Source organism: Pseudomonas sp. LBUM1640 (assembly GCF_059716225.1).
This window is the reverse complement of the sequence record NZ_CP166816.1, coordinates 6,432,684-6,452,551: the sequence shown is the minus strand read 5'-3', so window position 1 is coordinate 6,452,551 and position 19,868 is coordinate 6,432,684. Positions and strand designations below refer to the sequence as shown.

Annotated in this window: 21 protein-coding genes; 15 read left to right on the top strand and 6 right to left on the bottom strand. The window is 61.9% G+C overall.

All coding sequences use genetic code 11. From position 1 onward, the window contains the following. Positions 1–61: 61 nt before the first annotated feature. The 9 genes from mdcA to madM all read left to right on the top strand — a co-directional run bounded on the left by mdcA (position 62) and on the right by madM (position 7,191). A complete protein-coding gene (gene mdcA / locus ACA065_RS28725) occupies positions 62–1,732 on the top strand; it encodes a malonate decarboxylase subunit alpha (RefSeq protein ID WP_179676540.1) in 1,671 nt (556 codons plus the stop codon). Continuing rightward, a complete protein-coding gene (locus ACA065_RS28720; RefSeq protein WP_497692486.1) occupies positions 1,733–2,566 on the top strand; it encodes a triphosphoribosyl-dephospho-CoA synthase in 834 nt (277 codons plus the stop codon). Continuing rightward, positions 2,566–2,865, top strand: coding sequence for a malonate decarboxylase subunit delta (locus tag ACA065_RS28715; RefSeq protein ID WP_497692485.1), 300 nt, complete (start codon positions 2,566–2,568; stop codon positions 2,863–2,865). Before ACA065_RS28720 ends, ACA065_RS28715 begins: the two co-directional genes overlap by 1 nt. Continuing rightward, positions 2,858–3,700 (top strand): biotin-independent malonate decarboxylase subunit beta, encoded by an 843-nt coding sequence (locus ACA065_RS28710; RefSeq protein WP_497692484.1) that lies wholly within the window; start codon positions 2,858–2,860, stop codon positions 3,698–3,700. Before ACA065_RS28715 ends, ACA065_RS28710 begins: the two co-directional genes overlap by 8 nt. Then, a complete protein-coding gene (mdcE, locus tag ACA065_RS28705; protein WP_497692483.1) occupies positions 3,697–4,467 on the top strand; it encodes a biotin-independent malonate decarboxylase subunit gamma in 771 nt (256 codons plus the stop codon). The genes ACA065_RS28710 and mdcE overlap by 4 nt, the downstream gene beginning before the upstream one ends. Beyond that, a complete protein-coding gene (locus ACA065_RS28700) occupies positions 4,461–5,057 on the top strand; it encodes a malonate decarboxylase holo-ACP synthase (protein ID WP_497692482.1) in 597 nt (198 codons plus the stop codon). The genes mdcE and ACA065_RS28700 overlap by 7 nt, the downstream gene beginning before the upstream one ends. Next, positions 5,054–5,953: a malonate decarboxylase subunit epsilon gene (mdcH, locus tag ACA065_RS28695; RefSeq protein ID WP_497692481.1), complete on the top strand. Its 900-nt coding sequence runs from the start codon at positions 5,054–5,056 to the stop codon at positions 5,951–5,953. The genes ACA065_RS28700 and mdcH overlap by 4 nt, the downstream gene beginning before the upstream one ends. A gap of 67 nt (positions 5,954–6,020) precedes the next feature. Beyond that, complete coding sequence (gene madL / locus ACA065_RS28690) at positions 6,021–6,425, top strand: malonate transporter subunit MadL (RefSeq protein WP_497692480.1); 405 nt, start codon at positions 6,021–6,023, stop codon at positions 6,423–6,425. A gap of 1 nt (position 6,426) precedes the next feature. After that, positions 6,427–7,191: a malonate transporter subunit MadM gene (madM, locus tag ACA065_RS28685; protein ID WP_497692479.1), complete on the top strand. Its 765-nt coding sequence runs from the start codon at positions 6,427–6,429 to the stop codon at positions 7,189–7,191. Between the two features lie 114 nt (positions 7,192–7,305). Here the strand turns inward: madM and ACA065_RS28680 are convergent, their stop codons facing one another. After that, positions 7,306–8,226: a LysR family transcriptional regulator gene (locus ACA065_RS28680; protein WP_497692478.1), complete on the bottom strand. Its 921-nt coding sequence runs from the start codon at positions 8,224–8,226 to the stop codon at positions 7,306–7,308. A gap of 346 nt (positions 8,227–8,572) precedes the next feature. Between ACA065_RS28680 and trhA the strand changes: the two genes are divergently transcribed. After that, on the top strand, positions 8,573–9,190 hold the full coding sequence (trhA, locus tag ACA065_RS28675) for a PAQR family membrane homeostasis protein TrhA (RefSeq protein WP_497692477.1): 618 nt from the start codon (positions 8,573–8,575) through the stop codon (positions 9,188–9,190). 125 nt (positions 9,191–9,315) lie between these two features. On the opposite strand, the gene ACA065_RS28670 is transcribed toward trhA, so the two are convergent. Further along, complete coding sequence (locus ACA065_RS28670; protein ID WP_497692476.1) at positions 9,316–10,218, bottom strand: LysR family transcriptional regulator; 903 nt, start codon at positions 10,216–10,218, stop codon at positions 9,316–9,318. A 108-nt stretch (positions 10,219–10,326) separates the two neighbouring features. Here ACA065_RS28670 and ACA065_RS28665 point away from each other — a divergent pair, with 108 nt between their 5' ends. Then, complete coding sequence (locus ACA065_RS28665) at positions 10,327–11,568, top strand: D-amino acid dehydrogenase (protein ID WP_497692475.1); 1,242 nt, start codon at positions 10,327–10,329, stop codon at positions 11,566–11,568. Positions 11,569–11,596: 28 nt separating this feature from the next. Next, positions 11,597–12,499: a transporter substrate-binding domain-containing protein gene (locus ACA065_RS28660; protein ID WP_497692474.1), complete on the top strand. Its 903-nt coding sequence runs from the start codon at positions 11,597–11,599 to the stop codon at positions 12,497–12,499. Between the two features lie 130 nt (positions 12,500–12,629). Here the strand turns inward: ACA065_RS28660 and ACA065_RS28655 are convergent, their stop codons facing one another. Then, complete coding sequence (locus ACA065_RS28655; RefSeq protein WP_497692473.1) at positions 12,630–13,349, bottom strand: 16S rRNA (uracil(1498)-N(3))-methyltransferase; 720 nt, start codon at positions 13,347–13,349, stop codon at positions 12,630–12,632. Positions 13,350–13,441: 92 nt separating this feature from the next. Continuing rightward, positions 13,442–14,848, bottom strand: coding sequence for an adenosylmethionine--8-amino-7-oxononanoate transaminase (locus tag ACA065_RS28650; RefSeq protein ID WP_497692472.1), 1,407 nt, complete (start codon positions 14,846–14,848; stop codon positions 13,442–13,444). Positions 14,849–15,122: 274 nt separating this feature from the next. Here ACA065_RS28650 and ACA065_RS28645 point away from each other — a divergent pair, with 274 nt between their 5' ends. After that, complete coding sequence (locus ACA065_RS28645; protein ID WP_497692471.1) at positions 15,123–15,668, top strand: cytochrome b; 546 nt, start codon at positions 15,123–15,125, stop codon at positions 15,666–15,668. 38 nt (positions 15,669–15,706) lie between these two features. After that, positions 15,707–16,285 (top strand): YceI family protein, encoded by a 579-nt coding sequence (locus ACA065_RS28640; RefSeq protein WP_497692470.1) that lies wholly within the window; start codon positions 15,707–15,709, stop codon positions 16,283–16,285. A gap of 63 nt (positions 16,286–16,348) precedes the next feature. On the opposite strand, the gene ACA065_RS28635 is transcribed toward ACA065_RS28640, so the two are convergent. Then, entirely contained in the window at positions 16,349–17,233 is an 885-nt protein-coding gene (locus tag ACA065_RS28635; RefSeq protein WP_497692469.1) for a LysR substrate-binding domain-containing protein, read from the bottom strand. Positions 17,234–17,358: 125 nt separating this feature from the next. On the opposite strand from ACA065_RS28635, the gene ACA065_RS28630 reads away from it, so the two are divergent. Further along, complete coding sequence (locus ACA065_RS28630; protein WP_497692468.1) at positions 17,359–17,733, top strand: nuclear transport factor 2 family protein; 375 nt, start codon at positions 17,359–17,361, stop codon at positions 17,731–17,733. A 61-nt stretch (positions 17,734–17,794) separates the two neighbouring features. Here the strand turns inward: ACA065_RS28630 and rhlE2 are convergent, their stop codons facing one another. Then, positions 17,795–19,687, bottom strand: coding sequence for an RNA helicase RhlE2 (gene rhlE2, locus ACA065_RS28625; protein ID WP_497692467.1), 1,893 nt, complete (start codon positions 19,685–19,687; stop codon positions 17,795–17,797). Positions 19,688–19,868: the final 181 nt, after the last annotated feature.

Sequence of the window (19,868 nt, the reverse complement as noted above, 5' to 3'; positions counted from 1 at the left end):
TGATGCCCCCAAGTTTCACTCCTAAGGTACAGCCCACGACAGCAAACCCCGTGGAGCGACCATGACAACAACCATCACCCCCGACTCGCGCTGGACGCGGCGGCGCGACGAGAAGCAGCGGCGCCTCGGGCTGGTCAAAAAATACGCAGACGGGGCGGTGTTGCCCAGTGACAGAATCGTCGAGGCCTTGGAAGCCCTGATCCTTCCCGGCGACCGCGTGGTGCTGGAGGGCAACAACCAGAAGCAAGCCGACTTCCTCTCGCGCTCGCTGGCCAAGGCAGACCCGGCCAAGCTCCACGATTTGCACATGATCATGCCCAGTGTCGGCCGCTCCGAGCACTTGGACCTGTTTGAAAAGGGCATCGCCCGCAAGCTGGATTTCTCCTTCGCCGGCACCCAATCCCTGCGCATCAGCCAGTTGCTGGAAGACGGCCTGCTGGAAATCGGCGCGATCCACACCTACATCGAACTCTACGCGCGGCTGGTGGTGGACCTGATCCCCAACGTCGTACTGTCGGCCGGTTTCATGGCCGACCGCGCCGGCAATATCTACACCGGTGCCAGCACCGAAGACACGCCGGCGCTGATCGAACCCGCCGCGTTCAGCGATGGCATCGTGATCGTGCAGGTCAACCAGTTGGTGGATGACGTCACGGATTTGCCCCGCGTCGACATCCCTGCAAGCTGGGTGGATTTTGTGGTGGTGGCCGACAAGCCGTTCTATATCGAGCCGCTGTTCACCCGCGACCCGCGCCATATCAAGCCGGTGCATGTGCTGATGGCGATGATGGCGATCCGTGGCATCTACGAAAAACACAATGTGCAGTCACTGAACCATGGCATCGGTTTCAACACGGCCGCTATTGAATTGATCCTGCCGACCTACGGCGAATCGCTCGGTCTCAAGGGCAAAATCTGCCGCAACTGGACCCTCAACCCACACCCAACCCTGATCCCCGCCATCGAAAGCGGCTGGGTGGAAAGCGTGCATTGCTTCGGCACCGAGTTGGGCATGGAAAACTACATCGCCGCGCGGCCGGACGTATTCTTCACTGGCCGCGACGGCTCGATGCGCTCCAACCGGATGTTCTGCCAACTCGCCGGCCAGTACGCGGTGGACCTGTTTATCGGCGCCACATTGCAAGTGGATGGCGACGGGCATTCCTCCACCGTGACCCGTGGCCGCCTCGCCGGTTTTGGCGGTGCGCCGAACATGGGCCATGACCCGCGCGGCCGTCGCCATGGCACGCCAGCCTGGCTGGATATGCGCCACGACGATGCGCCGGAAGCCTTGCTTGAGCGCGGCAAAAAGTTGGTCGTACAAATGGTCGAAACCTTCCAGGAAGGCGGCAAACCCACCTTCGTCGAGACCCTCGACGCCGTGGAAGTGGCGCGCAAAAGCGGCATGCCGCTGGCGCCGATCATGATCTACGGCGACGACGTTACTCACTTGCTCACCGAAGAAGGCATCGCCTACCTGTACAAGGCGCGCTCCCTCGAAGAGCGCCAGGCGATGATCGCCGCCGTCGCAGGCGTGACCGCCATCGGCCTGCGCCACAACCCCAAGGACACCGCGCGCATGCGCCGCGAAGGCCTGATCGCGTTGCCCGAAGACCTCGGCATCCGCCGCACCGACGCCACCCGCGAGCTGTTGGCCGCCAAGAGCGTGGCCGACCTGGTGGAGTGGTCCGGTGGCTTGTACAACCCGCCCGCCAAGTTCAGGAGTTGGTAAATGCGCGCACTCAAACTGCATGAAATCAGCCTGGCTGATCGCCTGGCGGACATGGCCGTCGATGCGCTGATCGATGAGGCTGACTTGTCACCCAAACCCGCCTTGGTGGACCGTCGCGGCAACGGTGCCCACAGCGATTTGCACTTGGGCCTGATGCACGCTTCGGCGTTGTCGTTGTGGCCGATGTTCAAGGAAATGGCCGAAGCCGCGCTTGAATGTGGTGAAGTCGGTTTGCCTTTGCGCGAAGCCCTTGGGCGTATCGGTCGAGAAGGCGAGCAAGCGATGCTCACCACCACCCACGGCGTGAACACCCATCGCGGCGCGATTTGGGCGCTTGGTTTGCTCACCGCTGCGGCGGCGCTGGAGCCCCGTGCCGTAACGCTAAACGCGGCCAAACTGGCCCTGCTCAACGACCGCTACGCCCCGCAACCGCTGAGCCACGGCGCCCAGGTTGCGCAACGCTACGGCGCTCGCGGCGCCCGTGAGGAAGCGCAACTCGGCTTCCCGTCCGTGATGCAACGCGGCCTGCCGCAACTGCACAAAAGCCGCCGGCAAAATGCTGGCGAACAGAACGCGCGCCTGGATGCCTTGCTCGCCATCATGACCGACCTGGCCGACACCTGCGTGCTCTACCGCGCAGGCACCGAAGGCCTGCACGCCATGCAACGCGGCGCCCAAGCCGTGCTGGACGCAGGCGGCAGCGCAAGCCTGGCCGGTCGCCGCCAATTGCACGAACTCGACCGCCAATTGCTGGCCCTGAATGCCTCCCCCGGCGGCGCCGCCGACCTGTTGGCCGCCTGCCTGTTTATCGACCGCCTCGATGGAGCGCTGTGATGGAAACCTTATGCTTTGAATTCCCCGCCGGGCAGCCGCCAAAAGGCCGTGCGCTGGTAGGTTGCGTCGGCTCCGGCGACCTGGAAGTGCTGCTGGAACCGGGCACGCCCGGCACGCTGATCATCCAGGTGCAGACCTCGGTGAATGGCGCTGAACAACGTTGGCAGCACCTGTTCGAACGTATCTTCCAGGAACACACGCCACCGGCCTTGAAGATTGATATCCACGATTTCGGCGCCACGCCGGGCGTGGTGCGCTTGCGTCTGGAACAAGGTTTCGAGGAGATCGGCCATGACTGATTTGCTCAGCAAACACAGCTTTGTCGAACTCGGTGCACGGCAGCGGGCCAAGGCCTTGCTGGACGCCGGCACTTACCGCGAACTGATCGACCCGTTCCAACGCGTCATGTCGCCGTGGCTCAGCCGCCAGGGCGTGGTGCCTCAAGCCGATGACGGCGTAGTGATCGCCAAAGGCAGCATCGCCGGCTTGCCGGTGGTGGTTGCCGCTATCGAAGGCAACTTCCAGGGCGGCAGCCTCGGTGAAGTGGGTGGCGCGAAAATCGCCGGTGCTCTGGAGCTGGCGGCCGAAGACAACCGCAAGGGCATCCCGACCCGCGCCGTGCTGTTGCTGGAAACGGGTGGCGTGCGCCTGCAGGAAGCCAACCTCGGCCTGGCGGCGATTGCCGATATCCACGCGGCGATTGTCGATCTGCGCCAGTACCAGCCGGTGATCGGCGTGGTGGCGGGCAGTGTTGGCTGCTTTGGCGGTATGTCGATTGCCGCTGGGTTGTGCAGTTACCTCGTCGTCACCCGCGAAGCACGCCTGGGCCTCAATGGCCCGCAAGTGATCGAGCAGGAAGCAGGCCTGGAAGAATACGACTCCCGCGACCGTCCGTTTATCTGGAGCCTCACCGGCGGCGAGCAGCGCTTTAACAGCGGCTTGGCCGACCGTTACGTGGCGGACGATGTGGCGCAGATCCAACAGACCGTCACCGCGCTGCTGCAACAAGGCTTGCCCGAACACCAACGCAGCCGTCAGGTCGATTTCTACCTGGCGCGCCTGGCTGAACTCGACGCCACGCCGCAGATCGACGCGGCGACAGTTCGCGACCTGTATCAAGGAGACCGCTCATGAGAGGGCTGCAGTGGTTCAACGCATTAAGTAACGGCGCCACGCCCGTGGAGGGTTTGCCGGCCTCGCTGAAAGTCGCCGACGGCGTATTGGGTGAACACGCCGTGCGTTTCATCGCCGTGGTCACCGACGCGCAAAACCGCTTCCCACGGGCGCGCAATGGCGAAGTCGGCCTGCTCGAAGGCTGGGGCCTGGCCAAGGCCGTGGACGCGGCCATCGCAACGGGCGACAAGCGCCCGATCATTGCCATCGTCGATGTGCCCAGCCAAGCCTATGGCCGGCGTGAAGAAGCCCTGGGCATCCATCAGGCCCTGGCCGCCGCCGCCGACAGCTACGCCCGCGCGCGACTGGCCGGCCACCCGGTGATTGCGCTGCTGGTGGGCAAGGCCATGTCCGGCGCGTTCCTGGCCCACGGCTATCAGGCCAACCGGCTGATTGCCCTGCGTGACCCCGGCGTGATGGTGCACGCCATGGGCAAGGCTTCGGCGGCGCGGGTGACGCTGCGCAGCGTTGAAGAATTGGAAGCCCTGGCGGCCAGCGTGCCGCCGATGGCCTACGACATCGAAAGCTATGCCAGCCTCGGTCTGCTCTGGGAAACCCTGTCGGTCAGCCAGATTGAACAGCCCACGGCGGACGATGTGGTGCGGGTCAGCGATTGCCTGGTACACGCCATCAACGATGTCGATGGCGCCGATTTAAAAGGGCGCCTGGGCGCCACCAACCGTGGCGCTTCAAGCCACGTACGCCAGCTGCTGCGGGAGCAATGGTGAACGCCCACGATTTGCTCTGGGGCATGACCCCGGCGCACCTGCCCGCCGATGCACCGGCCTGGGCGGTGGACGCGATCAGCGCCGGCCACCCGGTGGTGGTGCGCCGCGCCCTCGCCGAACCTGGCCACGTGGCGGTCGGCGTGCGCGGGCGTTTGCGTGAGCAGCGGTTTGCGGCGGTGATGCCCATCGCCGCCGTGCAGCGACGAGTGACGCCGGAAGCCTTGCGCGCGGTAATCTCGCCACGGGATTTACCGGCGTTACGCGCGCTCGATCTATTGCGGCCGGTGCTGGCGCAGGAGACGTGGGGCGTTACCGGCAGCGCGGGTTTCGAGCTGGCCAGCGGCATTGAAGCGCTGCATGAGCAAAGCGACCTGGATTTGATCCTGCGCACGCCCCAGCGCCTGGCGCGCGGTGATGCCGAGGACCTGCTGGCGATATTGAACACGGCGCCGTGTGCCGTGGACCTGCAACTGCAAACCCCGTTTGGCGCCGTCGCCTTGCGCGAATGGGCCGGCGGCTCACGCCGCGTGCTGCTCAAAACCAGCAGCGGCGCGCACTTGGTGGTTGACCCTTGGCAGGCCGTGGCATGAGCAGCCTTTTGGTGTTTGCGGGGCAGGGCGCCCAGCGCACGGGCATGCTCCAGGCGTTGCCTGCCGATGTATTGGATGAGGCCAGCGATGCCTTGGGTGAAGACGTTCGCCTGCTCGATTCGGCGCAGGCCTTGGCGCGTACGCGCGCCGTTCAGCTGTGCCTGCTGATCGTCGGCGTCGCCCATGCCCGCCAGTTGCACCACACGCCCGATTACGTGGCGGGCCTGTCCATCGGCGCCTACCCGGCAGCGGTCATCGCGGGCGCTTTGGACTTTGTTGATGCGGTAAAACTGGTCAGCCTGCGCGGCGAGCTGATGCAAAACGCTTATCCACAGGGTTACGGGATGACCGCGCTCATCGGCCCTGAGTTATCCACTGTCGAAACCGTGCTGGCAGATATCCACAGCGCGCAAACCCCGGTGTACCTGGCCAACATCAACGCCGACAACCAAACCGTGATTGCCGGCAGCGATGAGGCAATGAAGCTCGTCGCAGCACGCATCAAGGGCAACGGCATCGCCAAGCGCCTGGCCGTCAGCGTGCCGTCCCATTGCGCGCTGCTGGATGCGCCTGCCCAGGCGCTGGCGCAAGCGTTCGTTACGCTCAAGGCGCCGCGTATTACCTACCTGAGCAGCACCCGCGCGCGGCCGATTCACAACCCTGAGCAACTGCGCGACGACCTGGCTTTCAACATGTGCCGCATCGTCGATTGGCGCGGCACCGTGCAAAGCGCTTACGAGCGTGGCGTACGCCTGCAAATCGAACTGCCGCCAGGCGCGGTGCTCACCGGCCTGTCACGCCGTGTGTTTGAGCAAGGCACGGTGATCGCCTGCGAAGGCGCGCGCCTGGACACCTTGCAGGCCCTGCTGCAAGAGGAGGAACGCCGCCACCGATAAAGCACCACCCAAGGCTTTCGAAGCACAAAAACAACAATTTCGATGAAGCACTTTGAGGACAACAACGATGATTATTTATGGTGTGGCCTTGCTGGCGATCTGCATGTTGGCGGGTGTGATCCTCGGCGACATGCTGGGTGTGTTGCTGGGCGTCAAATCGAATGTGGGCGGCGTCGGGATCGCCATGATCCTGCTGATCTGCGCGCGCTTGTGGATGCAAAAACGCGGTGGCATGACCAAGGACTGCGAAATGGGCGTGGGCTTCTGGGGCGCCATGTACATCCCGGTGGTGTTGGCGATGGCCGCGCAACAAAACGTGGTGACCGCGCTGCACGGCGGCCCGGTCGCTGTGCTGGCCGCCATCGGTTCAGTCGTGGTCTGCGGCTGCACCATTGCTCTGATCAGCCGCACTCACAAGGGCGAACCCTTGCCCGCTGAAGAGCCGCTGATCGCAGCTGCAGGAGGTCGCTGATATGTGGCCTCTGATCGAAAAAGGCTTGGAAAATAACAGCCTGGTCACCGCGTTTGCCTTCGTCGGCGTGGTGATGTGGGTTTCCGTGGTGCTGTCCAAGCGCCTGACCTTCGGGCGCATTCATGGCTCGGCGATTGCCATCGTGATCGGGCTGGTGTTGGCTTGGGTCGGCGGCACGCTCACCGGCGGGCAAAAAGGCCTGGCGGACATGGCACTGTTCTCCGGTATCGGTTTGATGGGCGGTGCGATGCTGCGCGATTTCGCCATTGTCGCCACGGCGTTTGAGGTGCAAGCCACCGAGGCGCGCAAGGCCGGGATGATTGGCGTGATTGCGCTGCTGCTGGGCACGATTTTGCCGTTTATTGTCGGCGCGAGCATGGCCTGGGCGTTTGGCTATCGTGATGCGGTCAGCATGACCACCATTGGCGCGGGGGCTGTGACTTACATCGTCGGGCCGGTGACGGGTGCGGCGATTGGCGCGACCTCGGATGTGATGGCGCTGTCGATTGCGACGGGGTTGATCAAGGCGATTCTGGTGATGGTCGGCACGCCCGTGGCGGCGCGCTGGATGGGCTTGGATAACCCGCGTTCGGCGATGGTGTTTGGCGGGTTGGCCGGCACGGTGAGTGGGGTGACGGCGGGGCTGGCGGCGACGGATCGGCGGTTGGTGCCGTACGGCGCGTTGACGGCCACTTTCCATACCGGGCTTGGGTGTTTGCTGGGGCCGTCGTTGCTGTACTTCATCGTGCGCGGTTTAGTCGGCTAACCCGATCGTTCCCACGCTCCGCGTGGGAATGCCTCTTGTGACGCTGTGCGTCACGCTTTTTGGAGCGGACGCGGAGCGTCCAGGGCTGCATTCCCACGCAGAGCGTGGGAATGATCAGAGTGAGACTTGGCGATTGGCATACATCCGGCACTCTGCCAACAGCGCCAGCAAGTTCGGGTCTCGCTCCTTGGCCTTCAAAAACACCACGCCAATATGCTGCTGCAACCGATACCTGGCTTGCAGCGGTATCAGCTTCACGCGGTTCTCATACACCGCCGCAATCCGCCCCGGCAGCAGCGCATAACCCACACCCGAACTGACCATGCTCAACAGCGTGAAGATGTCATTGACCTGCATCGCCACCTTCGGCTCGAACCCCGCCTGCTTGAACACCCGGTTGCCATCCTGATGCGTGGCGAAGCCTTGGGTGAGGGTGATGAAGGTGGCGTCGCGCATATCGGCCAGGTCGATTTCCTGTTCGCGGTCGAAGGGTGAGTCGGCCGGGGTGGCGAGAAAAATGTCGTCGGTGAACAGCGCGATCTGCTCACAATCAGGGTCGTTGGCGCGTTCGTCGAGGGAGATCAGGATCGCGTCGACTTCCATGTTTTTGAGCTTGTAGAGCAGGTCGAAGTTGGAGCCCAGGATCAGGTCGATATTGAGTTCGCTGCGACGAATTTTCAGGCCCATGATCAGCTGCGGTACGGTCTTGACCGTCAGCGAATACAGCGAGCCGAGCTTGAAGCGCTCGGCCGAGAAACCCGCGGCTTCGCGGGTCAGGCGCACGCTGTCGACCACATCGGCCACCAGCTTTTGCGCGCGTTCTTCCAGCACATAGGCGCTTTCCAGCGGCGTGAGGTTGCGCCCTTCATGTTTGAACAGCGGGCAGCGCAGCGCGTTTTCCAGCGAGTGGATGGCGCGGTGCACGCTGACGTTGCTGGTTTGCAACTCGGCGGCGGCGCGGGCCAGGTTGCCGGTGCGCATGAACGCCAGGAAGATCTCGAGCTTCTTGAGGGTGAATTCTTCGTCGATCAGCATGGCCGTGACTCTTGTACGAATACCCTTGATTGTGCCCCTAAAACCCGTTCACTCCCAGCCATGCGCTGCACCGCCACTTGGCATAGGCCAAACCTGCGCGCACGGTGATCAATGAGGGAACAGGTACAGCCTGGACACGGTCACAACCGCACCCGCCAAGCCAAGCAGGCGTCGGCCGAAGATAATGCCGACGTTGGCGAAGTTGGGGTCGAGGCATGAAGCGAATCATCTATCGGCGTATGCGTTTTGGAAAATGAAGAAAAGGTTGTTACCTGCCGAGCCGCCCAGCGCGTCAGACTGCAGGTAGCACAACCAAGTGATAACGGTTATTCGAGGTGAGTGACACATGTATCACGGGGAACGATTTAACGCCTGGAGCCATTTGGTCGGGGCGGTTGCCGCTTTTGTCGGCGCAGTGTGGATGCTGGTGGTGGCGAGCCTGGATGGCAGCCCCTGGAAGATCGTCAGCGTGGCGATTTATGGTTTTACGCTGCTGGTGCTGTACAGCGCGTCCACCGTGTACCACAGCGTGCGCGGGCGGCGAAAAGAGATCATGCAGAAGGTCGATCACTTTTCGATCTACCTGCTGATCGCCGGCAGTTACACGCCGTTTTGTCTGGTGACGCTACGCGGGCCGTGGGGTTGGACGCTGTTCGGGATTGTGTGGGGGCTGGCGGTGATCGGCATCCTGCAAGAGATCAAGCCGCGCTCTGAGGCACGCATCCTGTCGATCGTGATCTACGCGGTGATGGGCTGGATCGTGCTGGTGGCGGTCAAGCCGCTGCTCGCTGCGCTCGGCACGGCCGGGTTTGTATGGCTGGCGTCGGGCGGGGTGTTGTACACCGTGGGCATCATCTTTTTTGCCCTGGAAGATCGTATGCGGCACTCCCATGGGATCTGGCATTTGTTTGTGATCGGCGGCAGCTTGCTGCATTTTGTGGCGATCATGCATTACGTGCTGTAACAGGCAACGCGGTCAAAAATGTGGGAGCGGGCTTGCTCGCGAAGGCGGTGTATCAGTTTCAGATGAAGTGGCTGACACTCCGCTTTCGCGAGCAAGCCCGCTCCCACATTGGATTTTTGTTGTTCTCACAAACGTTCCAGTAGCGCCCGCGCGCGGTTGCCGAAAATATCCAAGAGACTCGCCAACATATGCGGCGGCGGTTCATCCGCGCGGGTCAGTGCATACAAGGTGATCGGCAGCGGCGGGGTGAGCGTGCGAATACAAGTGGTTGCCGTCGACGCACCCAAGGCCGTGAACGGGTCGATCACAGTCAACCCTGCCCCGGACTCCACCATCGCCCGGGCCAGGGAATAGGTTTGCACCGAGATCGTCACCCTGGGCGGTGGGTCGACATTTTCCAGGTAACTGTCGAGTTTTGCCGCCAACGGATCAGCGCTGGACAGGCCAATCAACGGCGCCCCCGCCAGGTCAGCCAGTGGCAGTGGCGTGCTCATCTCGGCTTCTGGCCAATAACCCTTTGAAGCCAACGCCACCAACACCCCGTGGGCCAACACTCGCGTGGTCAAGCCCGGATGGCCGGAGAAGTTGAGGGTCAGTGCCAGGTCGATCTCGCGCATCAACAGCTTTTGCACCAATTCGCCGCTATGGTCGCTGGACAGCTCGCAGGCCATGTTCGGGTAATCGCGTTTCCACTGCAGAATCGAAGGCGGCAGCAGCGACAGGGCCAGCGCTGGGATGGCGCCTATGCGCACACTTTGCCCCGGCTCGCGGCGTAAGCTCTTGGCCAGGCGCCTTACGCCTTGCAGGCTCTGGGTGACCTTCTCGACTTCGCTTTCCAGCGCCAGGGCTTCCGGGGTGGGCTGCAACTTGCCGCGCACGCGCAGAAACAATGGAAAGCCCAATTGCTGCTCGGCGTGCTGCAATACCTTGGTCACCGCCGGTTGCGAGACGTGCAGCAACTGAGCGGCGGCGCTGACTGAGCCGGTCTGGCGGATGGCCTGGAAGATTTCGATATGACGCAAGCGCATGGCACGTCCATAACCTTTGTTTATAGGTGACCCATCTTTATTCATTGTCGGTGGCCTGTCACCTGCCCCTAGGCTTGAGGCCTGTTCATTCAATGGCGGGAGGCTGGCATGGCCAGGCACGTTTGTATCATCGGCGGTGGCGTCATCGGCTTGGCGAATGCCTATGCCCTGGTGCGTGCCGGGCATGAGGTGACGGTGATCGACGCGCGCGGCAGCCTCGGCAGCGAGACCAGTTTCGCCAACGGCGGGCAACTGTCCTACCGCTATGTCGCGCCGCTGGCCGATAAAGGTGTGCCGCTGCAGGCCATCGGCTGGCTGCTGCGCGGTGACTCGCCGTTAACGCTGCGCCCGCGCCTCGACCCGCAGCAGTGGCGCTGGATGGCCGCCTTTATCGGCGCCTGCCGTGGCTCGGTCAACCAACGCAATGCCGCTCACCTGCTGCGCCTGGCCACTCTGAGCCAGGCCACCTTGCAGCAATGGCGCGAGGATGATCGCCTGGACGGCTTCGACTGGCGGCGCAACGGCAAGCTGGTGACGTTTCGCAGTGTCGGCACCTTTGAGCGTGCGCGCAGCAAGGTCACCGATTTTCTGCAACAGCAGGTGCTGTCGGCCGCTGATTGCGCGCGCCTGGAACCGGCGTTGGCGGGCGATGAGTTTGTCGGCGGTATCTACACGCCGAACGAAGAAGCCGCCGATTGTCATGCCTTCTGCCAGCGACTGGCCGCGCGGCTTGAGGCCTCGGGGCGTTGCACGTTTTTGCTGGGGCGCAAGGTCACGGGAATCCGCCACGCCGACGGTGCCGTGCAGGCCATCGTGCTGGGCGATGAAGTGATGCCGGTTGAGCAGCTCGTACTCGCCGCTGGGCATCGCAGTGCTGAGTTGAGGTTGCCTGGGTTGTCGTTGCCGCTGTATCCGCTCAAGGGCTACAGCCTGAGCGTACCGATTGGCGCGCATCACCAGGCGCCGAATGTGAGCATCACCGACTATGACCGCAAGATCGTCTACGCGCGTATCGGCGCGCAGCTGCGGGTGGCCGCCATGGTCGACATCGTCGGCTTCGACGCCGGCCTTGAGCCCAAGCGCCTGGCGCTGATCAAACGCCAGGCGCTGGAGACGTTTCCCCATGGCGGTGATTACGCTCATGCGCTTGAGTGGGCCGGCATGCGCCCGGCCACGCCGACCGGGTTGCCACTGATTGGCGCCAGCGTTTATCGCAATCTATGGCTGAACCTGGGCCATGGCGCGCTGGGCTTTACGCTGGCCTGCGGCAGTGGCCAACTGTTGGCCGAATTGATCGGCCAGCACCGTCCTTCCATTGATATGCAGGGCCTGGCGCCCCGCGCGGCTTGATTCGTCACACCACCAACGGAGAATAACAATGAAAAAAATCCTGTTGACCGGCTGCACCCTGGGGCTTCTGTTTGGCGCTCAGGTTCAGGCGACTGAAGCGCCTTTGGATGGCACCTTGAGCAAGATCGCCAGCGCCAAGTCCATCACCCTGGGCTATCGCGATGCGTCGGTGCCGTTTTCCTACGTAGGCGATCACAGCGGCAAACCCATGGGCTATTCGGTCGACCTGGCGAGCAAGATCGTCGAGCGTATCCGGCAGAAAACCGGGGTGGCCAACCTTAACGTGAAGTACAACCTGGTGACGTCCCAGACCCGTATCCCGCTGGTGCAGAACGGCACCGTGGACCTGGAATGCGGCTCCACCGGCGTGACCGCCGAGCGGCAGAAGCAGGTGGCGTTTTCCTACGGGTTTATCTATGTGAAGGGCCAGTTGCTGACCGCCAAGGACAGCGGCATCCACGGCTTTGAAGACCTCAAGGGCAAGAACGTGGTGACCACCGCCGGCACCACCAATGAGCGCTTTCTCAAAAATTACAACGCCGAACACAAGAGCAACATGTCGGTGATCAGTGCCAAGGACCACGGCGAAGCTTTCAAGATGCTCGAGACTGGCCGTGCGGCGGCGTTCTACATGGATGACGCGCTGCTCTATGGCGAGCGTGCCAAAGCCCGTGACCCACACCGCTGGGTGGTGGTGGGCAAAGAGCAGTCGCGGGAGATCTACAGCTGCATGGTCCGCAAGGACGACCCGCAGTTTCTTGCGCTGGTCAACGAGACGCTGGGCGACCTGTACCGTTCCGGGGAGATCAACGGGATTTACCAGCGCTGGTTTGAACAGCCGATTCCGCCCAAGGGCTTGAACCTGGAATTCCCGATGACGGCTGAGTTGAGGGCGATTATTGCGTCGCCTGTCAGCGACCCGGTGGACTGAAAACCCAATCCAAAATGTGGGAGCGGGCTTGCTCGCGAAGGCAGTGGGTCAGTTGATAAATAGGCTAACTGATCCACCGCATTCGCGAGCAAGCCCGCTCCCACATTGGGTTTGGGTTTGCACAGCGGGGTTAGAAGTCGCCCCACAGTTGCTGGGCAACGGCCAACGCCACCACCGGCGCCGTTTCAGTGCGCAGCACGCGCGGGCCGAGGCGCGCAGCATGGAAGCCGGCGCCTTGGGCGGTGTCGACTTCGTTATCGGTCAACCCACCTTCAGGCCCGATCAGAAAAGCCAGGCTGGCAGGCTTGGCATGGCTGATCATCGGCTCGGCCACTGGGTGCAGCACCAACTTCAAATCCGCCTCGGTTTGCTTTAACCAATCCACCAGCAGCAACGGCGGGTGAATCACCGGCACCGTCGAACGCCCGCATTGCTCGCAGGCGCTGATCGCCACCTGGCGCCAGTGCATCAGGCGTTTGTCGGCGCGTTCGTCCTTGAGGCGCACTTCGCAGCGCTCGCTGAAAATCGGCGTGATCGCATTCACGCCCAGCTCGGTGGCTTTCTGGATCGCCCAGTCCATGCGCTCGCCACGGGACAAGCCCTGGCCGAGATGAATGTGCAGGGGCGATTCGGTCTGGCCTGCGAAGCTTTCGGTGAGTTGCACGCTGACGCGTTTTTTACCGACCTCCAGCAACGTGCCCAAAAACTCCTGGCCGGAGCCGTCGAACAGTTGCACAGCGTCGCCTTCGCCCATGCGCAATACACGGCTGATGTAGTGCGCCTGGGCTTCGGGCAACTCGTGCTCGCCGAGGCTCAGCGGGGTGTCGGTGAAAAAACGGGACAGTCTCATTTCTGTTCTCTGGAAAAGGTTGTGCACAGCGGACGCGGAGCGTCCTGGGCTGCGTTCCCATGCGGAGCCTGGGAACGATCAGGTAGGTGCTATCAGCCCGGGTCGCGGAAGTCTGGGTGAAAGTCTTTGGGTACCGCAACGCTGACTTTGCTGTTGGTGGCGATGTCGATGCCTTCACTGGCTACCTCAGCCAAAAAGTCGATCTGCTCCGGGGTAATCACGTACGGCGGCAGGAAATACACCACGCTGCCCAACGGCCGCAACAGCGCGCCGCGTTCCAGGGCGTGTTCGAATACCTTCAGGCCACGGCGTTCCTGCCATGGGTAGGCGGCCTTGGTGGCCTTGTCCTGCACCATCTCAATGGCCAGCACCATGCCGGTCTGGCGCACTTCCGACACGTGCGGGTGGTCCACCAGGTGCGCGGTGGCGGTGGCCATGCGCTGGGCCAGGGCCTTGTTGTTCTCGATGACGTTGTCTTCTTCGAAAATATCCAGCGTTGCCAGGGCTGCCGCGCACGCCAGCGGGTTGCCGGTGTAGCTGTGGGAGTGCAGGAAAGCACGCAAGGTCGGATAGTCGTCGTAGAAGGCGTCGTAGACATCGTCGGTGGTGACCACGGCCGCCAGCGGCAGGTAGCCGCCGGTGAGGGCCTTGGACAGGCACAGGAAGTCCGGGCGGATGCCCGCCTGTTCACAGGCGAACATTGTGCCGGTGCGGCCGAAACCTACGGCGATTTCGTCGTGGATCAGGTGCACGCCGTAACGGTCGCAGGCTTCGCGCAGCAGTTTGAGGTACACCGGGTGGTACATGCGCATGCCGCCGGCGCCCTGGATCAGCGGCTCAACGATTACGGCGGCAACGGTGTCGTGGTTCTCGGCCAGGGTTTGCTCCATCGCCAGGAACATGTTGCGCGAATGCTCTTCCCAGCTCATGCCCTCAGGGCGCAGGTAGCAATCGGGGCTTGGCACCTTGATGGTGTCGAGCAGCAGCGCCTTGTAGGTCTCGGTAAACAGCGGCACGTCGCCCACCGACATCGCGGCGATGGTTTCGCCGTGGTAGCTGTTGGTCAGGGTCACGAAGCGTTTTTTGTTCGGCAGGCCGCGGTTGAGCCAATAGTGGAAGCTCATCTTCAGCGCGACTTCGATGCACGACGAACCGTTGTCGGCATAGAAGCAGCGGGTCAGGCCTTCAGGCGTCATTTTGACCAGGCGCTCGGACAGCTCGATCACCGGCTGGTGGCTGAAACCGGCGAGGATCACGTGTTCCAACTGGTCGACCTGATCTTTGATGCGCTGGTTGATGCGCGGGTTGGCGTGGCCGAATACGTTGACCCACCAGGAGCTGACGGCGTCGAGGTAGCGCTTGCCTTCGAAGTCTTCCAGCCATATGCCTTCACCGCGTTTTATCGGGATCAGCGGCAGTTGCTGGTGGTCTTTCATCTGGGTGCAGGGATGCCACAGCACCGCGAGGTCGCGTTGCATCCACTGGTTGTTCAAGCCCATCGTTTTATCTCCTCGAAGCGGTCCCGCGGCCGGCGCAGGCGTAACAATCGCGCAAGCCTATGCAATGCCAGGCAGTGTCACAACCCATTACAGAAGAATTCGCAGTAAACGCGGGACGGTCTGTCACGTTTCTAAGGAATAGTCCTTAATCCATAGTTAACGTACTGTGCATAACCTCTTGATCGTATTTCTCGATATTTCAAAGCGAAATTTTCCGCTTTAATTCGATAGGTAAATCGCTAGTCTTGGGCACAGTTCTTACGGGATTTGGAACATGCAGCTACGTAATTCGCCGGCACGCTATGGTTGGGTCAGCATGGTTTTGCACTGGGGTGTGGCCCTGGTGGTGTTCGGTTTGTTCGCGCTGGGCCTGTGGATGGTCGGTCTCGACTATTACAGCGCCTGGCGCAAAGACGCGCCTGACCTGCACAAGAGCATTGGCATCACGTTGTTTGCCATCATGCTGGTGCGCATCGTCTGGCGCCTGGTCAGCCCGCCGCCACCGCCGCTGGCCAGCTACAGTCGCCTGACCCGTATGGGTGCTGCGTTTGGCCATGCTTTCCTTTATCTCGGGCTGTTTGCCGTGATGATCGCCGGTTACCTGATTTCCACCGCAGACGGTGTCGGTATCCCGGTGTTTGGCCTGTTTGAGATTCCTGCCGTGGTTTCCGGGCTACCGGACCAGGCAGACACCGCCGGTGTGGTGCACCTGTACCTCGCCTGGGTGTTGGTAGTCTTCGCCGGCTTGCACGGCGTGGCTGCGTTGAAACACCACTTTATCGATCGTGATGCGACCCTCACGCGAATGCTGGGGCGCTAAGCCTGATGTTCAACCTCGACTCACAAGGAATAGAAAGCATGTTGAAAAAGACTCTCGCCGCTCTGGCACTAGGTACTGCTCTGCTGTCTGCAGGTCAGGTCATGGCTGCTGACTACAAGATCGACAAGGAAGGCCAGCATGCCTTCATCGATTGGAAAATCAGCCACCTGGGCTACAGCTTCATCCACGGTACCTTCAAGGACTGGGATGGTTCGTTCAGCTGGGATGCCGCCAAGCCTGAAGCCAGCAAAATCGCGGTCGACGTGAAAACCGCCAGCCTGTGGTCCAACCACGCAGAGCGTGACAAGCACATCGCCAGCAAAGACTTCCTGGACGTCGCCAAGTTCGCCGATGCCAAGTTCGTGTCTACCGCGGTTAAATCCACCGGCGAAAAAACCGCTGACGTGACCGGCGACCTGACTTTTCACGGCGTGACCAAACCTGTGACCTTCAAGGCCACTTTCAATGGCGAAGGCAAAGACCCTTGGGGCGGCGAACGTGCTGGCTTCAACGCCACCACCACGCTGAACCTGAACGACTTCGGCATCAAAGGCCCAGGCCCGTCTTCCCAGACCGTGGACCTGGACATCTCGCTGGAAGGTGTCAAAGCGAAGTAATTACTTTCGCTGTTTCACCCTCAAAACGCCGACCTCAGGGTCGGCGTTTTGCTGTCTGCCTGTTTATAAGCTGCCCTGATAGATCACAACTTGCTCTTTGAGCCAGGTGTGCAGCGAGGTTAACTGCGCTGAATGTTTACTGCCGGCCGGCCAGACCAAAAAGTAGCGCGAAGTGTGCACCGGCTCGATATCGGTGAGTCGGACCAAGTCCCCGCGTTGAATCAACGAATGGGCAATCGAGCGCCGAGTCAACGCGACGCCGTGCCCCAGCCTCACGGCTTCGAGCATCAATGTAGAGTCGGTGAACTCCAGCGAGGCTTGAGGGCGTTGCTCTTCCACGCCCGCCGCGCCAAGCCAGATGGGCCAGCTTTCACTGGCGTGCAGCAGTGGCTGCTCCAGGATGGCTTGCGCGGTGTCGGGCAGCACGCCGTGGTTGAAGTCGCGCGCAGCGACCACCAGTAATGAGTCGCCCATCAGCGGTTCACAATGCACATCGGCCCATTGCCCATGGCCGAAACGGATCGCGCAATCGAGCGGGCCCTGCTCGAAGCGGGCGAACTCCATGCTCGACTCCAACCTCAGGTGCAGTTCCGGGTGGGCGCTTCTGAAATCATGCAGGCGCGGCAGTAACCAATGCATGGCGTAGGAGGGCAGCACCGACACGGTCAGTTGCGGGTGCCTGGTTTTAGCCATGAGGTTTTCGGTAACCCCCGCAATCTCACCCAGCGCCTGCCGGATCTGGTAGGCATACACACGGCCCTCGTCGGTCAGCGACAGGGCGCGTTTGTTGCGCATCACCAACGCGATGTCCAAATACTCTTCAAGCGAACGAATCTGATGGCTGACGGCACTGTGGGTAACGTGCAGCTCCGTGGCGGCCAGGTTCACTTTGCCCAGTCGCGCCAGGGCTTCGAAGGCACGCAATGCGGCAAGCGGAGGGAGTTTCAATGTGTGAATTCCTTTCACAAAAAAGACTAATAATAGCCGCTATACGTAAAATCAGTGCGCTACTGATAATGCGCGACCGGTTATTCATTTAAATAGCGTCGTGCTGAATTCAGGAGTTGTAAGTCGTGATAGATGAAATTCAAGCGTTTCTGAAAGACTATTTTAGTGTGCTGCAAACCCAGGATCTGAAGGCATTCGATCAAGTGTTTCATCGGGGTTGCGTGTTATATAGCGCGCAAAACGCGGACGTGGTCGTGCGGCCCTTTGCAGAGTACCGGGCAATGGTTCAAGGCCGTAAGTCGCCCCAGGAAGGCGGTTTTCCGCAACTTGATGAAGTGTTGATGATTGATGTGATGTCCTCGGAAATGGCCATCGTGAAAGTGCGTTTGCGCTTGTTCAATAATGTAATGGTCGACTATTTGAATTTAATGAAAGTTGAAGGTCGCTGGATGATTTTCGCCAAACTGTTTCATAAGGCGGGTGAAGCATCCGACTCATGAGCACCGCGTCAGATACAAAAACGCCCCGAACAGTCGGGGCGTTTTTTTTGCCGTTTAAAACTCAGCGGTTGCGGGTCAGCAACGCTGGTTTCTCACCACGAGGGCGGCCTGGCAGTTGATCCAACTGCTCAGGTGTCGGGAAGCGGTCAGCTTTCGACTCCTTGTGGATGATCTTCGGCGCCGGGCCACCGCGTGGGTTTTGCACGGCGGGCTCGGACGAGCGTGGCTGGTCGTCACGGGCCGGGCGACGGTTGTTGCTGCGCGAGTCTTCACGACGCGCCTGGCCATCACGCGGTGCGCCATTACGCGGGCCGCTGCGCTTGGCAGGTGGCGTGCCTGTGGTGCCGCCGCTGCTGTTGCGCGGACCATTTTGACGACCGCCCTGCGGTTGGCCACCACGTGGAGCGGCAGAACCTGCGCCTGCGGCCGGTGCCGGTGCACCAGGACGACGGCCACGGCCTTGAGCCGGCTTGGCCTGGGGCACGTAGTCGACGCGGTTACCGAAGTTATCCACGTCGTCGTCGAGGAACTCGTCCGGGGCGCGGTCGGCTGCAGCGCGTGGCGGTTGGCTCGGCTGGCGCTGTTCGCGGGCCGGGGTGCCTTCACGGGGCTTTTGCTCGCGGGCTGGGCGTTCGCCACGGCCGTTGGTCGGCGCTTTTTCCTTGCCGCCTTTGTCTTTGCCCTTGTCGCGACGACCACCGCCACCACCGCCGCCGTTCGGGCCATCGCCCTTCGGACCGCGTGGGTTGCGTGGGTTACGCACGTCTGGACGCTCGCGCGCTTCAGGCTTCTCGGCCTCCACGGCGCTGGAGTCGAAGCCCATCAGGTCGCCGTCGGCGATTTTCTGCTTGGTCATGCGCTCGATGCTTTTCAGCAGTTTTTCTTCGTCCGGTGCGACCAGGGAAATGGCCTCGCCCGAACGACCGGCACGGCCGGTACGGCCGATACGGTGCACATAGTCTTCGTCGACGTTTGGCAGCTCGAAGTTGACCACGTGTGGCAACTGGTCGATATCCAGGCCGCGGGCGGCGATATCGGTGGCGACCAGGATGCGCACTTCACCGGCCTTGAAGTCGGCCAGGGCTTTGGTGCGCGCATTCTGGCTCTTGTTGCCGTGGATGGCGACGGCGGTGAGGCCGTGTTTGTCCAGGTACTCGGCCAGGCGGTTGGCGCCGTGCTTGGTGCGGGTGAACACCAGTACCTGTTCCCAGGCGCCGTGAGTGATCAGGTGCGCAAGCAGCGAGCGCTTGTGGCTGGCGGCCAGGCGGAAAACGCGTTGCTCGATACGCTCCACCGTGGTGTTCGGCGGCGTGACTTCGATGCGCTCCGGGTTATGCAGCAGCTTGCCGGCCAGGGCGGTGATGTCGTTGGAGAACGTTGCCGAGAACAGCAGGTTCTGACGTTTGGCCGGCAGGCGAGCCAGGACTTTTTTCACGTCATGGACAAAGCCCATGTCGAGCATGCGGTCGGCTTCGTCCAGCACGAGGATTTCCACGTGGGACAAGTCAACGCTGCCTTGGCCGCACAGGTCGAGCAAACGACCTGGGCAGGCGACCAGCACGTCAACACCGCGGGACATGGCCTGAACCTGTGGGTTCATGCCGACGCCGCCAAAGATGCAGGCGCTGACGAACTTCAAGTCGCGGGCATACAGCTTGAAGCTGTCGTGCACTTGGGCGGCGAGTTCGCGGGTAGGGGTCAGGACCAGTACGCGCGGTTGGCGCGGGCCGTGACGCTGGGATTTGTCCGGGTGACCGTTGGGGAACAACCGCTCCAGAATCGGGAGGGCGAAACCACCGGTTTTACCAGTACCTGTCTGAGCCGCAACCATCAGGTCGCGACCTTGCAACACGGCGGGAATAGCCCGCTGTTGCACCGGAGTAGGCTCGGTATAGCCCGCTGCCTCGATGGCGCGGACTAAAGCCTCGGAGAGACCGAGGGAAGCAAAGGACATGAGTAATCCTGTTTTAGTTAGGGCTTGGCCCAAAGGGATAATCTTGCCGGGCGTGAATGGCGCTTAGGGGAGCGCAACCCCGTCCGGTCCTGCTGCGTCTGGCGGGCACTCCACCGGCTCGCGCGGGCTGAAAGCTGCGCAGTAGCTGGGTTAGGTGCCTTTTTCAAGACCTCAGCGGCCG

What these genes read in the sequence shown, in the direction of transcription:
- mdcA (WP_179676540.1), top strand. Translation starts at nt 62, where the DNA reads ATGACAACAACCATCACCCCCGACTCGCGCTGGACGCGGCGGCGCGAC.
- ACA065_RS28720 (WP_497692486.1), top strand. Translation starts at nt 1,733, where the DNA reads ATGCGCGCACTCAAACTGCATGAAATCAGCCTGGCTGATCGCCTGGCG.
- ACA065_RS28715 (WP_497692485.1), top strand. Translation starts at nt 2,566, where the DNA reads ATGGAAACCTTATGCTTTGAATTCCCCGCCGGGCAGCCGCCAAAAGGC.
- ACA065_RS28710 (WP_497692484.1), top strand. Translation starts at nt 2,858, where the DNA reads ATGACTGATTTGCTCAGCAAACACAGCTTTGTCGAACTCGGTGCACGG.
- mdcE (WP_497692483.1), top strand. Translation starts at nt 3,697, where the DNA reads ATGAGAGGGCTGCAGTGGTTCAACGCATTAAGTAACGGCGCCACGCCC.
- ACA065_RS28700 (WP_497692482.1), top strand. Translation starts at nt 4,461, where the DNA reads ATGGTGAACGCCCACGATTTGCTCTGGGGCATGACCCCGGCGCACCTG.
- mdcH (WP_497692481.1), top strand. Translation starts at nt 5,054, where the DNA reads ATGAGCAGCCTTTTGGTGTTTGCGGGGCAGGGCGCCCAGCGCACGGGC.
- madL (WP_497692480.1), top strand. Translation starts at nt 6,021, where the DNA reads ATGATTATTTATGGTGTGGCCTTGCTGGCGATCTGCATGTTGGCGGGT.
- madM (WP_497692479.1), top strand. Translation starts at nt 6,427, where the DNA reads ATGTGGCCTCTGATCGAAAAAGGCTTGGAAAATAACAGCCTGGTCACC.
- ACA065_RS28680 (WP_497692478.1), bottom strand. Translation starts at nt 8,226, where the DNA reads ATGCTGATCGACGAAGAATTCACCCTCAAGAAGCTCGAGATCTTCCTG.
- trhA (WP_497692477.1), top strand. Translation starts at nt 8,573, where the DNA reads ATGTATCACGGGGAACGATTTAACGCCTGGAGCCATTTGGTCGGGGCG.
- ACA065_RS28670 (WP_497692476.1), bottom strand. Translation starts at nt 10,218, where the DNA reads ATGCGCTTGCGTCATATCGAAATCTTCCAGGCCATCCGCCAGACCGGC.
- ACA065_RS28665 (WP_497692475.1), top strand. Translation starts at nt 10,327, where the DNA reads ATGGCCAGGCACGTTTGTATCATCGGCGGTGGCGTCATCGGCTTGGCG.
- ACA065_RS28660 (WP_497692474.1), top strand. Translation starts at nt 11,597, where the DNA reads ATGAAAAAAATCCTGTTGACCGGCTGCACCCTGGGGCTTCTGTTTGGC.
- ACA065_RS28655 (WP_497692473.1), bottom strand. Translation starts at nt 13,349, where the DNA reads ATGAGACTGTCCCGTTTTTTCACCGACACCCCGCTGAGCCTCGGCGAG.
- ACA065_RS28650 (WP_497692472.1), bottom strand. Translation starts at nt 14,848, where the DNA reads ATGGGCTTGAACAACCAGTGGATGCAACGCGACCTCGCGGTGCTGTGG.
- ACA065_RS28645 (WP_497692471.1), top strand. Translation starts at nt 15,123, where the DNA reads ATGCAGCTACGTAATTCGCCGGCACGCTATGGTTGGGTCAGCATGGTT.
- ACA065_RS28640 (WP_497692470.1), top strand. Translation starts at nt 15,707, where the DNA reads ATGTTGAAAAAGACTCTCGCCGCTCTGGCACTAGGTACTGCTCTGCTG.
- rhlE2 (WP_497692467.1), bottom strand. Translation starts at nt 19,687, where the DNA reads ATGTCCTTTGCTTCCCTCGGTCTCTCCGAGGCTTTAGTCCGCGCCATC.